This is a genomic window from Actinoplanes sp. NPDC051475 (assembly GCF_040689425.1).
Taxonomy (GTDB): domain Bacteria; phylum Actinomycetota; class Actinomycetes; order Mycobacteriales; family Micromonosporaceae; genus Actinoplanes.
This window is the reverse complement of record NZ_JBFAZZ010000006.1, coordinates 353,870-369,271: the sequence shown is the minus strand read 5'-3', so window position 1 is coordinate 369,271 and position 15,402 is coordinate 353,870. Positions and strand designations below refer to the sequence as shown.

At 72.1% G+C, this 15,402-nt stretch carries 11 protein-coding genes and 1 pseudogene; 7 read left to right on the top strand and 5 right to left on the bottom strand.

Annotated features, from left to right (window positions below; genetic code table 11):
- Window positions 1-235 precede the first annotated feature (235 nt).
- A complete protein-coding gene (locus AB0368_RS15535; RefSeq protein ID WP_366154520.1) occupies window positions 236-676 on the bottom strand; it encodes a hypothetical protein in 441 nt (146 codons plus the stop codon).
- Between the two features lie 497 nt (window positions 677-1,173).
- A complete protein-coding gene (locus AB0368_RS15530) occupies window positions 1,174-2,232 on the bottom strand; it encodes a LacI family DNA-binding transcriptional regulator (RefSeq protein WP_366154519.1) in 1,059 nt (352 codons plus the stop codon).
- A gap of 231 nt (window positions 2,233-2,463) precedes the next feature.
- Here AB0368_RS15530 and AB0368_RS15525 point away from each other — a divergent pair, with 231 nt between their 5' ends.
- A complete protein-coding gene (locus AB0368_RS15525) occupies window positions 2,464-3,867 on the top strand; it encodes a DUF1996 domain-containing protein (protein WP_366154518.1) in 1,404 nt (467 codons plus the stop codon).
- 45 nt (window positions 3,868-3,912) lie between these two features.
- Here AB0368_RS15525 and AB0368_RS15520 read toward each other — a convergent pair whose 3' ends face one another.
- Window positions 3,913-4,479 (bottom strand): DUF305 domain-containing protein, encoded by a 567-nt coding sequence (locus tag AB0368_RS15520; protein ID WP_366154517.1) that lies wholly within the window; start codon window positions 4,477-4,479, stop codon window positions 3,913-3,915.
- A 127-nt stretch (window positions 4,480-4,606) separates the two neighbouring features.
- Between AB0368_RS15520 and AB0368_RS15515 the strand changes: the two are divergent.
- The 5 genes and pseudogenes from AB0368_RS15515 to AB0368_RS15495 all read left to right on the top strand — a co-directional run.
- A pseudogene (locus AB0368_RS15515) lies at window positions 4,607-7,615 on the top strand (discoidin domain-containing protein); the annotation flags it as partial.
- A gap of 50 nt (window positions 7,616-7,665) precedes the next feature.
- On the top strand, window positions 7,666-8,040 hold the full coding sequence (locus tag AB0368_RS15510; protein WP_366154516.1) for a VOC family protein: 375 nt from the start codon (window positions 7,666-7,668) through the stop codon (window positions 8,038-8,040).
- Window positions 8,041-8,098: 58 nt separating this feature from the next.
- On the top strand, window positions 8,099-8,821 hold the full coding sequence (locus AB0368_RS15505; protein ID WP_366154515.1) for a response regulator transcription factor: 723 nt from the start codon (window positions 8,099-8,101) through the stop codon (window positions 8,819-8,821).
- Window positions 8,814-10,163: a HAMP domain-containing sensor histidine kinase gene (locus AB0368_RS15500; protein ID WP_366154514.1), complete on the top strand. Its 1,350-nt coding sequence runs from the start codon at window positions 8,814-8,816 to the stop codon at window positions 10,161-10,163. The genes AB0368_RS15505 and AB0368_RS15500 overlap by 8 nt, the downstream gene beginning before the upstream one ends.
- Window positions 10,164-10,204: 41 nt before the next feature.
- Entirely contained in the window at window positions 10,205-10,699 is a 495-nt protein-coding gene (locus AB0368_RS15495) for a hypothetical protein (RefSeq protein ID WP_366154594.1), read from the top strand.
- 70 nt (window positions 10,700-10,769) lie between these two features.
- Here AB0368_RS15495 and AB0368_RS15490 read toward each other — a convergent pair whose 3' ends face one another.
- On the bottom strand, window positions 10,770-11,546 hold the full coding sequence (locus tag AB0368_RS15490) for a DUF5995 family protein (RefSeq protein WP_366154593.1): 777 nt from the start codon (window positions 11,544-11,546) through the stop codon (window positions 10,770-10,772).
- A 160-nt stretch (window positions 11,547-11,706) separates the two neighbouring features.
- Window positions 11,707-14,532, bottom strand: coding sequence for an AAA family ATPase (locus AB0368_RS15485; RefSeq protein WP_366154513.1), 2,826 nt, complete (start codon window positions 14,530-14,532; stop codon window positions 11,707-11,709).
- 173 nt (window positions 14,533-14,705) lie between these two features.
- On the opposite strand from AB0368_RS15485, the gene AB0368_RS15480 reads away from it, so the two are divergent.
- The gene (locus AB0368_RS15480) at window positions 14,706-15,344 is read left to right on the top strand and encodes an adenylate/guanylate cyclase domain-containing protein (protein WP_366154512.1); all 639 of its coding nucleotides are present in this window, start codon (window positions 14,706-14,708) and stop codon (window positions 15,342-15,344) included.
- The last annotated feature ends 58 nt before the right edge of the window (window positions 15,345-15,402 follow it).

Here is a 15,402-nt window from a genome sequence, read left to right as displayed (position 1 = left end):
CGACCGGCGCGCACCCGGCGCTCGATGTCGTCACCGGCGACGATGCCGTCCAGCATCGCCCGGCGCCCGAAGGCCGCGCCGCTCATCGCGGTCCAAGCCGCGGCCAGCAGTCGGTCCTGCTCGGCGGCCAGAGCGGCCCCGGCCCGGGTACGTTCGTCGGCCACCTGCCCGGGCGTCGAGCAGTACCTCACAGAGGTAGAGGTCGCCGGAGGTGCCTATCCGCGCTGCCCCTGGGTCAGCGGCGGCCCGCGGCCAGGGCGACGAGGAACTGGCCGCCGCCCGCGTCGACGCTTGCGGTCACCGGCAGTCCGGGCATCAACCGGGAGAACCGGTCGACCAGCCAGTCCGCCGCCTCCTGGGCGTCCTTCTTGCTCGGGCAGCGGGCGACCAGCTCGCGGCCTCCCTTGCGTTCGAGGCGCTCGGCAACGGTGATCAGCGGCGCGGGCTCCACCACGTGCAGACGGTCCGGCCAGGCGATGACCACCTTGACTGCGCCCTTGCGGGTGTTGCAGGCACGGTGCGCGAGCCGCTCGGCGACCTTGGCCTTCTTGTCGGCGGTGCGACTGTCGACGCTCGGGCCACGGGGGTCGTTCACCGACATGTCAGCATCGACTGGCTCGTCGCACACCCAGCATCGCCAGCCGTCACGCTTCGCCACGTCATCAAGGAGACTCATCCGAGTAAAACTAGTCTCCTCGGCCCACGACATCCCGTCCGCGTCGCCCCCCACCCCTGATCAAGGGTGCGTCGTCGCTCCGGCAGGGCGATGCACAGCCGGACGAAGTCGTGAGGGGGTCCGGAAAGCCTGCCCGTGGCCACGACCGCGCGCCTTTGCCGAATACGCCGACCCCACCTCGAGTCGGGGCCTTCAAATTCGCCCGGCAGAAGTCGAAGCTGGCCGGAACGATTCGCGGGTCCTACTCCGTCATCAAGAAGGAGCACTGATCCCAGGGACTGCCTCGCCGGCCGGCGGCGGGATGCCCATGGACCGCCCGCAGCAGGAAGCGGGCCTGCGGAAGAGCGCCGGCCCGGCCATCGCGGGTCGAAGCGGTGACGTCAGGCGGGCCGGCGGGGATCGCGAAGAGCATCGGTTTCCCGGCGGCCGGCCCCTGAAGGACGGATTCCGGCTGCCGGCTCGGACGTGCGGCTTCCGGCTGCCGGCCTCGGACGGACTCAGGCCGACCGGCGCAGCACCAGGCTCGGCTCGTAGATCACCGACGACACCCGCATGCCCGGGTCGTCGATGCGCGTCATGAGGAGCCGGGCCGCCTCGGCCGCCATGTCCTCCAGCGGATGGCGGACCGTGGTCAGGGCCGGCTCGGCCGCCGTCGCGGCGCTGCTGTCGTCGAAGCCGACCACTGCGACGTCCCCGGGCACCTCGCGGCGCGCGTCGCGCAGGGCAGCCAGGGCGCCGAGCGCCATCAGGTCGTTGGCGACGAAGACGCCGTCGACCTCCGGGTGGTCGGCCAGCAGTGCGCGCATCGCGGTCTCGCCGCTCTCCTGGGTGAAGTTGCCGGAGGACTGGGGCACCCAGGCATGCCCGTGCCGGGCCATGGACCGGCGGAAGCCGGCGATGCGGTCGCTGCTCGCCGGCACGTCGGCCGGGCCCGCGATCATGCCGACGAGCCGGCAGCCGCGCGCGACCAGGTGGTCGGCGGCGAGGCCGGCGCCGGTGTCGTTGGCCAGGTCCACATAGTTGATCGGTACGGGGTCCGCCGGGCGCCCGATCATCACGGCGGGCACGCCGGCGTCGGTGAGCATCCGGGGCAGCGGGTCGTGGCCGGGCAGGGAGAGCACGATGACCCCGTCCGCCTGGCCGTGGCGCAGATCGCCGACAAGCCGGGTGCGCTGCTCCTCGGTGCCGACGATCTGCAGCGCCAGCTGGATCCCGGCGGCGCGCAGCACGCTCATCAGGCCTCCGACGACCCGGCCGAAGTACGGGTCGGCGAAGAAACGGCCCATGAACGGGTCGTCGTCGTGGCTCTCGGAGTCGGACACCACCAGGGCGATCGTGCCGGTGCGCCGGGTCACCAGCGAGCGGGCGAGGCGGTTCGGCACGTAGCCGGTCCGCCCGACCGCTTCCCACACCAGCTCGTGCAGCTGGGGGTCGACGTTGCGGATCCCGTTGATGACGCGGGAGGCGGTCGCCCGGGAGACGCCGGCGATCCGGGCGACGTCCTCCAGCGTCGGCAAGCGTTCGCCCACGGGTACGCGCCCGCCCGTGGTGGTCATAGGGCGACGTTCCGAGTCTGCATGGGGCATTTATAGCACAGCCGGAAAGCGCTCTCCCATGAGAAGCGTTTTGGGCAAGAAGTGCCCGGAAACAGGCGCGCGTATTGACGGCCACGCCGCCTCGGCGTATGACTTCGGAAAGCGCTCTCCACGCTCCGAGGTCGATCCCCGCAGCTCGCGAGCTGTCCGGTCGCCGGTGCGTCCCGTTCCCTCATCCCCTGGAGAACACCCATGAGAACCACGAGAAGGAAGCTCGGAGGGCTGGTCGCCCCCCTCGGCGCCGCCGTGCTGGCCGGTTCCCTGCTGGCGGCCGGCATCCAGCAGGCACACGCCGCGGACACCCTGTTGTCGCAGGGCCGGCCTGCGCTCGCGTCGTCGCTGGAGAACGGCGAGTCGCCCGCGGCCGCGGCGGTCGACGGCCGCGCCGACACCCGGTGGGGCAGCCAGTGGTCCGACCCGCAGTGGCTCCGCGTCGACCTCGGCGGCACGGCGACCGTCACCCAGGTCGTCCTGCAGTGGGAGACCGCGTACGCGAAGGCCTTCCAAATCCAGACCAGCCCGGACGGCAACGCCTGGACCAGCATCTACAGCACGACCGCCGGCACCGGCGGCACCCAGACGCTGAACGTCGCCGGCGCCGGCCGCTACGTCCGCATGTACGGCACCCAGCGCGGCACCGACTACGGCTACTCCCTCTTCGAGTTCAAGGTGTACGGCTCCCTGGCGAACACCCCGCCGTCCTCGGGGGACGGCTACGTCCTGGCGGATCCGCCGGTCACCGGGGTCGTGCCGTCCACGGCCGTACCGCCGGCGACGAACCCGCCCACCACGCACCACGAGTTCCAGGCGAACTGCTCGGTGAGCCGCTCGAACCTGCCCGACGACCCGATCGTCTTCCCGAGCCTGCCGGGTGCCTCGCATTCGCACACGTTCATGGGCAACACCACCACGAACGCTGCCACCACGCTGGCGAGCCTCCAGGCCGGTCAGACCTCGTGCATCACGCCGGGGGACAAGACCGGCTATTGGATGCCGACGCTGCTCAACGGCGATACCGCCGTGCAGCCGGTCGGACGGCAGGTCATCTACTACAAGAGCGGCGTGATCGACTACCGCAGCGTGCGCCCGTCCCCGCCCGGCCTGCGGTACGTGGTCGGCAGCCCCTCGGCCACTCTGGACGAGTTCCGCAACGCCCCCGGTGCCGTGGAGGGCTGGGAGTGCGGTGACAGCGTCCGCAACTGGGACTTCCCGGCGTCCTGCGTGGCGGGCAGCCAGCTCAACATCCGCTACCAGGCGCCGAGCTGCTGGGACGGCCTCCACCTCGACACCCCGGATCACAAGAGCCACATGGCGTACCCGGTGATCGGCGTCTGCCCGGCGAGCCACCCCGTTGCCGTACCGATGATCGAGTTCAAGATGGCCTTCCCGGTCAGCGGGAGCATGGCGAACGTGCGGCTGGCGAGCGGGCGGGGCTACTCGTTCCACTACGACTTCTACAACGCGTGGGACGCGCCGACACTGCGGGCGCTCGTCACGCACTGCATCAACGGCGGGCTGCAGTGCGACCCGCGCGGCTTCGATCAGTACAAGCCCGACCGCGGGGCGGCATTGAACGAGAACTACGAACTTCCGTGACGTCGTGTCCGGACCCCCGGAACGGGGTCCGGATAACAGTAATTCTCAGGCGAATTTCCGGAGCTCTGTCAGAAACGTTCGCCGATTCTTGAGCACCTGTTCTGCAAGGGCCCGGGTCTGCGGTTCCACGCCGGATCCGCGCTCGCTCTCGGCCAGCTTCACACCCTGCTCGAGGTGCGCCGTGAGGTGCCGCACGACGAGGGTGTCGAACGCCGGGCCACGGGTCGCGGCCGCCTCGGTGACCTGCTCCGGGCTCACCATTCCGGGCATCGGCATGCCCTTGTGCGGGTTCTCGGCCGGGAGCCGGGCCTGGTCGTGCAGCCCGCGCAGGCCGGCCAGCTCGCGCTCATGGACCGCGCTGACCTGGGCGAACAGCTCCTTGAGCCGGGCGTCCGCGCCGTTGGCCGGCGCCAGTGCCAGCAGCGGCAGCAGCTCCTCGTCCATCGCGATGGTGAGTTCGACCCAGGCGAGGTCGGTGCCGCCGAAGGACACGGGAGAGGCGGTAACGGGAGGGGGCGTAATCGGGGTGGGCGCGCTGTCGCAGGCGCAGAGCCCGGTGACCATGGCGGCCCCGAGCAGGAATCGGGCCGTGCGGGGGAATGGGGAAAGCACACGGTGAGTCTCGGCCGACCTTTCTTCCGGTGTCAATCTTTCCATTGACAACAGTGAAAAGCGAACGCAAGCTCTGGAAAGCGCTCTCCCGCCCCCGTGACTCCATCCCCGATCGTCAGGAGTTCCCGTGCATCCCCAGGCGCCACCGCTTCATCCCCGCATCCCCTCCCGGCGGGTCCTGCGCCGGCTCGCGCCCGTCGTCGTGCTGGCCGTCGTCGCCGCGTACCTCGGCTTCGCGCAGCTGACCGCGCACGCCGCCGACACCCTGCTGTCGCAGGGCAAGCCCGCGCTCGCCTCCTCGCAGGAGGGCAACGACGTCGTCCCGGCCAACGCCTTCGACGGCAATCCCGGCACGCGGTGGTCCAGCCAGTTCGCCGATCCCCAGTGGATCCGCGTGGACCTCGGCGCCACCGCCACGCTCACCCAGGTCGTGCTCCAGTGGGAGACCGCGTACGGGCGGGCGTACAAGATCCAGACCAGCGCGGACGGCACCTCCTGGACCGACGTCTACAGCACCACCACCGGTGCAGGAGGCACTGAGACGCTCACCGTGAGCGGCTCGGGTCGCTACGTCCGGCTCTACGGCACCACCCGCGGCACCGGCTACGGCTATTCGCTGTGGGAGTTCAAGGTCTACGGCACGACCGGCACGACGCCGCCGGCCGACTCCTGGACCACCGTCTGGACCGACGACTTCACCGGCCACGCGAACACCTCGCCCACTTCCGCCAACTGGCTGCTGCGGACCGGCACGCAGTATCCCGGCGGCGCCGCCAACTGGGGCACCGGCGAGGTCGAGACCGCGACGGACTCCACCGCCAACGTCGCCCTCGACGGCGCCGGAAAGCTCGCGATCAAAGCCATCCGCGACAGCGCCGGCAAGTGGACCTCCGGGCGCATCGAGACCCAGCGCACCGACTTCGAGCCGCGCCCCGGCGAGTTGCTGAAGTTCAGCGCCGTCCTGAGACAGCCCGACGTCGCGAACGGGCTCGGCTACTGGCCCGGCTTCCGTGCCACGGGCGCGGCGTACCGCGGCAACTACACCAACTGGCCCGGCGTGGGCGAGACGGACATCATGACCGACGTCAACGGGCGCAGCCAGCTGTCGCAGACCCTGCATTGCGGCACCGCGCCCGACGGCCCGTGCGCCGAGTACAACGGCCGGGCGAGCGGGTTCGCGAGCTGCGCCGGCTGCCAGACCGGCTACCACGAGTACACCCAGGTGATCGACCGGACGAAGACCGACGAGGAGATCCGCTTCTCCCTCGACGGGCGGCAGACCTGGGTCGTGCGCGAGTCGCAGGTCGGCGTCACCGCGTGGAACGCCGCCGTGCACCACGGTTTCTTCCTGCGCTTCGACCTGGCCGTCGGCGGTTCGCTGCCGAACGCGGTCGCGGGCTTCACCACGCCGGCACCGGAGACCACCTCGGGAGGCGTGCTGTCCGTCGACTCCGTCACGGTCGCGCGGGCCACCGGCACCACGCCCGCGGCCATGACGGATCCGGCCACCCCCGGCGGGGCGTCGACCGTGCGGGTCACCGGTACGCAGGGCAACTGGCAGCTCAGCGTCGACGGGTCGCCGTACGAGATCAAGGGTCTGACCTACGGCCCACCGCAGGCCGCGGCCGACGGCTACCTACGCGACCTGAAGTCCATGGGTGTCAACACGATCCGCATCTGGGGCGTGGACGACGCGGGCACGCCGACGCTGCTCGATCGCGCCGCGCAGCAGGGCCTCAAGGTCATCGTCGGGCATTGGCTCAACCAGGGCGCCGACTACGTCAACGACACCACGTACAAGAACGCCGTGAAGGCGGAGATCGTCGCCCGGGTCAACGCCCTCAAGAACCGGCAGGGCGTGCTGCTGTGGGACGTCGGCAACGAGGTCATCCTGACCATGCAGGACCACGGGCTGTCCGCCGCCGAGGTCGAGGCGCGGCGCGTCGGCTATGCGAAGTTCGTCGACGAGGTCGCCCAGGCGATCCACGCGGCCGACCCGAACCACCCGGTCACGTCGACCGACGCGTACACCGGGGCCTGGCCGTACTACAAGCAGTACGCGCCGCACCTGGACCTGCTCGCCGTGAACTCGTACGGGGCGATCGGCACCGTCAAACAGGACTGGATCAACGGTGGGTACACCAAGCCGTACATCGTCACCGAGGGCGGGCCGGCCGGCGAGTGGGAGGTGCCCGCGGACGTCAACGGCGTGCCGACCGAGCCGACCGACCTGCAGAAGCGCGCCGGGTACACGAGCAGCTGGAACGCCATCAAGGCGCACCCGGGCGTGGCGCTGGGCGCGACCGAGTTCCACTACGGGCTCGAGAACGACTTCGGCGGGGTGTGGCTCAACACCTTCACCGGCGGCTGGCGGCGGCTCGGCTACCACGCGCTGCGGCAGGCGTACACCGGGCAGGCGTCGGCGAACACGCCGCCGGAGATCACGTCGATGACGGTGAGCAACCAGACCGCGGTGCCCGCGGGCGGCACGTTCACGATCACCACGGCGGCGAGCGACCCGAACGGTGACCTGATCCGCTACAACCTCATGTACTCGGACAAGCACATGACCGGCAACACCGGCCTCACCACCGTGGTCTTCACCGACAACGGCAACGGCTCGTTCACCGCTCGCGCTCCGGAGCAGCTCGGGGTCTGGAAGGTCTATGTGTACGCGTACGACGGCCACGGCAACGTGGGCATCGAGCAGCGCTCGTTCCGGGTGGTGCCACCGACCGTGCCGGGCACCAACCTGGCCCGGGGCCGGACGGTCACCGCCTCGTCGTACCAGCCGACCGGGACGAACGGGCCGCAGCTGCCGTCGTACGCGGTGGACGGCGACTACGGCACCCGGTGGGCCAGCGAGTGGGTCGAGACCGCGTGGCTCGAGGTGGACCTGGGCTCGGTGCAGTCATTCGACCATGTGCAGCTCGCGTGGGAGAACGCGTACGCGAAGGCGTACACGATCCAGCTCTCGGACAACGGTTCCAGCTGGACCACCGTCTACAGCACGAGCAGCGGCAACGGCGGCTTCGACAGCCTCGACCTCAACGGCTCGGGCCGGTACGTCCGGGTGAACGGCACGGTCCGGGCCACCGGGTACGGATATTCGCTGTGGGAGCTTGGCGTCTACCGGGGGCTGAGAGGACTAGCGTCAGCCGGGCAGACAACCCTTGAGGAGGGGCGATGGACAAGGTGGTCCACTTCGAGGTGCCGTTCGACGATGCCGAGCGCGCACACGGCTTCTACCGCGAGGCCTTCGGCTGGCAGCTGGCGTCGATGCCCGGCATGGGCTACACGCTGGTCACCACCACGGCGACCGACGAGAACGGGCGGCCCGGTGAGGTCGGCGGGATCAACGGCGGCATGCTGGCCCGGCAGGGTGCGATCACCGCGCCGGTGATCACCATCGGGGTCGAGGACCTGGACGACAGCCTGGCCCGGATCGAGAAGCTCGGCGGCAAGGTCGAGATCGGCCGGCAGCCCGTGGGCGACATGGGCTTCTCGGCGTACGTCCGCGACACCGAGGGCAACCTGATCGGACTCTGGCAGAACGCGTGATCCGAGGCGCCGGCGGCGGGTGGGCCCCGCCGCCGGCAACCCGTACACGATCCGAACAATGACGCCGGGCCGGCACAGGCAGAATGGGGCCGTGAGCGACGTACCGGCCAAGGGGCTCGTCCTGGTCGTCGAGGACGAGCGGCCCATCGCCGACCTCGTCCGGATGTACCTGACCCGCGACGGCTTCGGCGTGCACGTCGAGCACGACGGCGCCGCGGGGCTGGCCGCCGCGCGCCGCATGCGGCCGGTGGCCTGCGTCCTCGACATCGCCCTGCCCGGCATGGAGGGCACGGAGATCTGTCGCAAGCTGCGGGAGGACGGCGACTGGACTCCGGTGGTCTTCCTCACCGCCCGCGACGACGAGGTCGACCGGATCCTCGGCCTCGAGCTCGGCGGCGACGACTACATGACCAAGCCGTTCAGCCCGCGCGAACTCGTGGCGCGGGTGCGGGCGCTGCTGCGCCGGGCCGCCGGGCCGCCCGACGGCGGCCGGGTACGCACCCTCGGGCCGGTGGTGCTGGACCCTTCCCGCCGGCAGGTCACCGTCGACGGGGCGCCGCTGGCCCTGACGCCGACCGAGTTCGACCTGCTGGGCCACCTGCTGAACCGGCCCGGGCGGGTCTTCACCCGCGAGGAGCTGCTGGCCGGCGTCTGGGGGTACGCGTCGCACGCCGGCACCCGTACGGTCGACGTGCACGTAGCCCAGGTACGCGCCAAGCTGGGGCCGGCGGCCGGCCTGATCCGCACCGTGCGCGGGGTCGGCTACACCGCCGATGCGTAGGTTCTTCGCCACCCTCGCCGGGCGGACCGTCCTGGTCACCGCCGCCACCGCGGTCGTCGCCGTGATCATCACCGCGATGGTGGCGCTGCCGATCGCGGTTCGTACGGCCAACAACGGCGCCCGCGCCGAGCTGGTGGAGAAGTCCGCCCTGGCCGTGGAGCTGCTCACCACCGAGCGCCCCGCCGCGCGGGAGCGGATCGTGGACCGGCTGCGGCAGGACGGCATCGACGTCTACCTGATCCGCCGGGGGGTCGCCGACCGTGCGGGCCTGCCGGCGCAGGTCGTCACCCAGGTGGCGGCCGGTGCCGTCGTCGACACCAGGGGCCGGGTCGCCGGCCACGCGGTGCTGATCGCCGGGCGCCCGCTGCGCGGCAACGACAGCGGGGTCGTGCTCATCCGGGACGCGGTGTCCGGCACCGCCGCCCGGGTGCTCAGCGGGGTGTGGGTCGCCCTGCTCGCCGGGTTGCTGGGCGGCGTCGGCGCCGGCGCCCTGCTCGCCCACTTCACCGCCCGGCCGCTGCGGCAGGCGGCGCTGGCGGCCGGGCGCCTGGCGGCGGGGGACAGATCGGTGCGCCTCGCGGTCCGGCCGCCGGCCGAGGCCGCCGAACTCGCCGCGGCGCTCAACCAGCTCGGCGCGGCACTGCAGATCAGCGAGGGCCGGGAGCGGGACTTCCTGCTGTCGGTCTCCCACGAGCTCCGGACGCCCCTGGCCACCATCCGCGGGTACGCCGAGGCGCTCGCCGACGGTGTCGTCGCGGAGGACGGCGCGGCCCGGGCCGGGGCCACCATGCTGGCCGAGGCCGACCGGCTCGAGCGGCTCATCTCCGACCTGCTCGTCCTCTCCCGCCTGGAGGCCGCGGACCTGCCCGTCACGGTCGTCCCCGTCGATCTGGTGGAGCTGGTGAGCGCCGCGGGGGAGGCGTGGGAGCCACGCTGCGTCCCCGACGGTCCGCGACTCCGCGTCGAACTCCCGCCGGCGCCGGTGACCGTGGACACCGACCCGGACCGGATCCGCCAGGTCGTTGACGGGCTCTGCGAGAACGCACTGCGGGTGGTGCCGGCGGGGGCGCCGCTCGTGCTGGCGGTCCGGGCGGGGGAGCGCGGCGGCATCGTGGAGATTCGCGACGGCGGACCCGGCCTGGCCGACGAGGACCTCGCGGTGGCGTTCCAGCGGGGCGCGCTGCAGCAGCGCTACCGCCACGTCCGCAAGACCGGCAGCGGCCTCGGGCTGGCCCTGGCCGCGCGCCTGGTGACCCGGCTGGGCGGCGGCATCGAGGCCGGGCATTCGCCGGAGGGCGGGGCGATGTTCACGGTGACACTCCCTTACACGACCCGAACATGACCCTGATCCGGTTCGAGCGGTACGGGCGGACGCTGAGCGGCATGACACGTACCCGTATCGCGCTGACCCTGACCACGCTGGGCCTCGCCGCTTCCCTCGGGCTGACGGGATGCGGCGCCGGCACGCCCGCCACGAACCTCACCGACGAGGCGTACGCGCTCACCACCGTCGGCCTGGAGGCCGAGGCGGCCCCGTCCCCCTCCTCCTCGGCCGAGCCGAAGCAGCGGCGGCCCGGGCTCCGCAAGCACCTGCGCAAGAACACCCTGCACGGCGAGGTCACCGTGCAGGGCAAGGACGGGGTCAAGACGATCACCGTCCAGCGCGGCACCGTCACCGCGGTGGACGCGCAGACGGTGAGCGTCAAGTCCACCGACGGCTTCGCCCAGACGTGGACGTTCGGCGACAAGCTCCGCGTCGTGCAGGACCGCAAGGCCGTCGAGCGCACCGCCCTCAAGACCGGGGCCGAGATCGGCCTGGCCGGGCAGAAGGACGGGGACCGGTCGGTGGCCCGGCTCATCGTGGTGAAGAAGGGCTGACAATGGGTCAGGGCCCGCGCTCGTTTGCCGGCGAGCGCGGGCCCTGCCCCGCCCCCAGGAGGAAAGACCGTTACTGCAGGATCGACCCCATCGGCGAGAGCAGTAGCCTGCCGAACGCCTCCGCGGTGTGGTCCAGCCGGGCCCGCTCACGGGCCACGGCCTGCAGATCGTGGCGTACGGCCCAGAGCTTCTGCGCGTTGCGCCAGGCGACGTTGCGCGTGTAGTCCACCACCTCGCCCTGCCACCAGTCGTCGAGGTCGCCGTTCATCGTGTCGATGAGCAACTGCCACTTCTCCAGGTAGCCGCGCCGGAGGCCGGGGATCTGCTCGGCGAAGATGTCGTTGATCTGCAGGTAGTCGTGGTGCTGATCGCTGTCGTCCACCGGGTCGCACTCTTGGTGGTCGAACGTGGTGACCAGGGCGAACGGCAGGTCGTAGTTGATGTGCGCGTTGACGCCGGCCGCGGCGGAAGGCAGCGGGCGGGCGTCCGGGCCGGGGATCCGGTGGAAGAGCACCGCCCAGGACTTCGGGCAGCCGGTGCTCATGTCCGACCATTGGCGCAGCGCGTCGAAGTAGCGGGCGGCGAACTCCACGTCGAGGCGGGCGAGGAAGGCCGGATCGGCGAAGCGGCCCGCGTACAGGCGCTCGAGCACGCACGTCGTGATCGTCAGGTAGAGCTTGTTGAAGTCGGCGAGCGGGTTGCTGACCAGCAGCGGCGGCACCCGTTCCAGCACGTCCTGGAGCTTGGTGAGCTGATCCACCACGGCCGGTACGTCATCGGGGTGACCGGACAGCACGTCGGCCATCTCCCGTTGCGCCGGTCCCCACACGGACGACTCGGTGATCATCGGATCCTCCACAAGCTCCTGCACGGCGGAGGCCCTTCAGCACCGCCCGGCGACGCCGGCCGCCGGGCGGTGCTCCCCCGAACGACAGTCAGCCTTTCACCGGAGGACTACGCAGGGATCGGTAGAACGACGTATTCCCGGCACCTAGATAACGGAATGGTCACGCCGCGCGGAGGTAGACCCGGCTGGCCTGGACCCGGGTGCGGACCTGGAGCTTGTCGAAGATGTGGCCCACGTGTACGCCGACCGTCCGCTCGCTGATGAACAGCGCCTGCCCGATCTCGCGGTTGGTGAGGCCCTCGGCGACCGCCGCGAGCACCTCGCGTTCGCGCTCGGTGAGCATGCTGAGGGCGTCGTCGGCGGCCGGCGCCGCGCTCACCGTCGTGTCCTCGTCGCCGGTCAGCGCGACCCGGGCCCGCGCGGCCACCTGGATGATCTCCGTGGCCATCGGCTGGGCGCCCATCGCGCGGGCGGTCGCGTACGCCTCCCGGATCGCGGTCGTGGCCGCGGCCCGCCGGGTGCGCCGGGCGAACGACGCCTCGGCCTGGCGCAGCCGCGCGTAGGCGGCCGGATACGGCTGCTTGCGCCGGTCCCAGGCCTGCGCGGCCCGTGCCCAGACGTCCGGGTCGTTGCGCTCGTCGATCCGGCTCAGCTCGGCGGCGCACAGGTCCAGGTAGCCGTCGACGACCGCGCGCACCGGCGGGGCCGCGTTGCCGGCACCCCGTGCCACCCGCTCGACCACGGTCTGCAGGCGCCGGACCGCCGCCCGGTCCATGGGGATCTCGCCCCCGGCCTGCGCCTCCGCCTCGGCACGCAGGCCGTGCCACGCCAGCACCGCGAGCAGCACCAGGTCGTCGGAGCGGGTCTCGGTGAGGCCACGCTGCACGGCCGCCCGGGCCTCGTCGTGCCGGCCCTGCCACATGGCGCGGCCGGCGCGCAGCGTCAGCATCGGCAGCACGTGCCGGGCGCCGCCGCCGGCGAGGATCGTGGCCGCCGCGTCCAGGTCCCGGTCGGCGGCCTCGAGCTCGCCGAAACCGACCCAGAGCCGGCACCGGGAGAGCAGGATCTCCACAGCGTCCGCGCCCGAGGGGCGGTGGCGCATGGCGTCGTCGAGGACCTGACGGGCCTCGGCCCACTGGCCCACCCGGAAGAGTCCGTTCGCCGCGATGGCGAGCAGCCGGGTCTGGTAGGTCCGGCCCTGCCCGATTGCGGCGAGCTTCTCCGCGCCGCGACGGGCGACCAGCACTCCCTCCTCGACGTTGTTGAGCGGGTTGGTGAGCAGCTCGGCCAGGTGCAGGTAGGCACAGCCGATGTCGTCCGGATGCCCGCTGCGCTCGGCGATCTCCACCGCCTGCCGGATCACGGCGAGGCCGGCGTCCGGATCCTCGCGGAAGGCGAGGCTGAACCCCAGCGCCGCGCTGGCCCGGACCAGGTCGGTGGTCGAGCCGTCGGCACGTTCGGCCAGCTCCAGGGCCTCCCGGGCGCGGACCCCGGCATCGGCGTAGCGGCCGAGGTGCACGAGCAGCTCGGCGAGGTTGGCCGCTGCGCTCCCCTTCTCCGCGGGGCTGCACTCGGGTGCGGCCAGGGCGCGCTCGTACTCCATCTCGGCGGTGGCGGTGCGCCCGGCCGCGGCCAGGTAGCGGGCCCGGCGCAGGTGGATCTCGCAGACGCCCGGGCCGTCCGCGCGGGCGGCCAGCTGCTCGAGCGTGCTCAGCGCCCGCTGGTGCTCGCCGCAGCAGTGCGCAGTCTCGGCGGCGTGCCCGAGCAGCTCCGTGCGCTCGGGGCGGTCGTCCGAGGTCAGGGCGAGGGCCAGGGCCCAGTAGCGGTACGCCTCGGCGTAGCCGTACAGCTGCTCGGCGGCGCGGGCGGCGGAGACCACCGACGGCAGCGCGCGGCCCGGCTCGCCGGCCTGCTGCCAGTGGTGGGCCAGCCGGGCGTGGTCCGGCTCGCCCGGCGCAGCCTCGAGCGCCTCGGCGTAGCGCCGGTGCCGGGCGGCGTGCTCGGCGGGTAGCACCTCGTGCTCGAGCACCTCGGCGACGACCTGGTGGCGCAGCCGGTAGCCGTCCGCCGCGCTGGTCAGGAAGCGATGCGCCACGGCCGCCCGGACCGCCTCGATCAGCTCCGCCTCGGGCAGCGGCAGCACCCGCGCCAGCAGGGCGTGCTCGACCGGCTCGACACCGGCGGCGACCGCGTGCACGACGTCGTGCGCGTGCTGCGGCAGCTCGTCGACGCGGGACAGGAAGATCTCCCGCAGGGTGTCGGACAGCTCCACCCGGCCGTCGCGCAGGTCACGGGCGAGTTCATCAGCGACGAACGGGTTGCCGCCGCTGCGCTTGAACACCCGAGCCGTGTCCTCCGGCGCGACGCCGTCGCCGGCGATCGCGACCACCAGCTCGGCGGTCGCGTCCTGGTCGAGGGGGGCCAGATCGACCACGCGGACCGAGCGCAGCCGGCGCAGCTCGGCGAGCACGCGGCGCAGCGGGTGGGCCCCGTGCAGCGACTCGGAGCGGACCGCCGCCAGCACCGACAGGGTGATCTCGCCGAGGCCCGCCAGCAGGTAGAGCAGCATCTGCCGGGTGCTCCGGTCGGCCCACTGCAGGTCGTCGAGGACCAGCAGCAGCCGGCGACCCCGGGCCAGCGAGCGCAGTTCGCGGGAGACCCGCTCGAGCAGGGCGCCCGCGCCGTCCTGGGCGGGATCGGCCTCGGTCGGACCGGGCTGCGCGCCGGCCTGGCGCAGGGCCTGGAGCACGGGGTGCAGCGGGGATGCGTCGCCGATGTCGAGGCAGGCGCCGGAGAGCACGGCGGCACCGGCCGCCCGCATCGCATCGGCGGCCTCCCGCAGCAGGCGGCTCTTGCCGACCCCGCTCTCGCCCGTGACGAACACCGCCGCGGTGCCGCCGGGACGGGCGGCGAGCAGATCGGCCTGGATAGACGTCAAGATGTCGGTACGTCCGACAAGTGGCGCCTCATCCCCCTCGCTGGCCATGCGTGGCAGCCTAGTAGGCGGGGGGCTATGACGTTCTCGTCGGTTCGGACTGTTCTGCGTCACAAATAACCGACGACACGGCAGCTGTCATAGATACGTCATTCTGCTGATCCGCTGTCTTGTACCCGCCTGGCACCGTTCTCTTCGCCAACGCAGCGAAGGGAGCGTGGGACATGAACTCGGTGTCCGCCGGCGTCAGATGCCGGCGACAGACAGTGACGGTGCTTTTCGTCGACATAGTCGGCTTCACCAGCCTCGTCGACGAACTGGATTGTGCCGACGTGCGGGATCTGCAGGTCGACTACTTCCGGACCGTCTCGGCGGTGGTCCGGGCCGCGGGTGGAGTCGTCGAGAAGTTCATCGGGGACGCGGTCATGGCGGTCTTCGGCGTGAGCGGCCCCGGAGCCGGCGCGCCGGACGAGGCCGGCTGCGCCGCCACCGCGGCGGTCCAGGCCGGGCTCGGGGTTCAGGAGGCGCTGCGGGGGCGTCTTCTGGCCGGGCGCTTCCCGGTACGGACCAGGGTCGGACTCGCCACCGGCGACGCGATCGTCGACCTCGACGCGGCCCGGGACGGCGGGTACGGCATGGTCAGCGGGAGTGTTGTGGCCACGGCGTCGCGGCTGCAGGCGTACGCACCCCACGACACGGTGGTGGTGTGCGCGGCGACCCAGCTCGCCTCCGAGGACGCCGTCGCCTACCAGGAGCTGCCTCCGGTCTCGGTGGCCGGCAAGGCGGCGCCGGTCGAACTCTGGCGCGCTCTGCACCCGCAGACCACCCCCGTACGGGCCCGCGACCTCCAGCCATGCGGATGACAATCCTTCAGCGGGCGCCGGAAACGCCGATAAAAACACCGTGGGTGCCTCGCCTTCC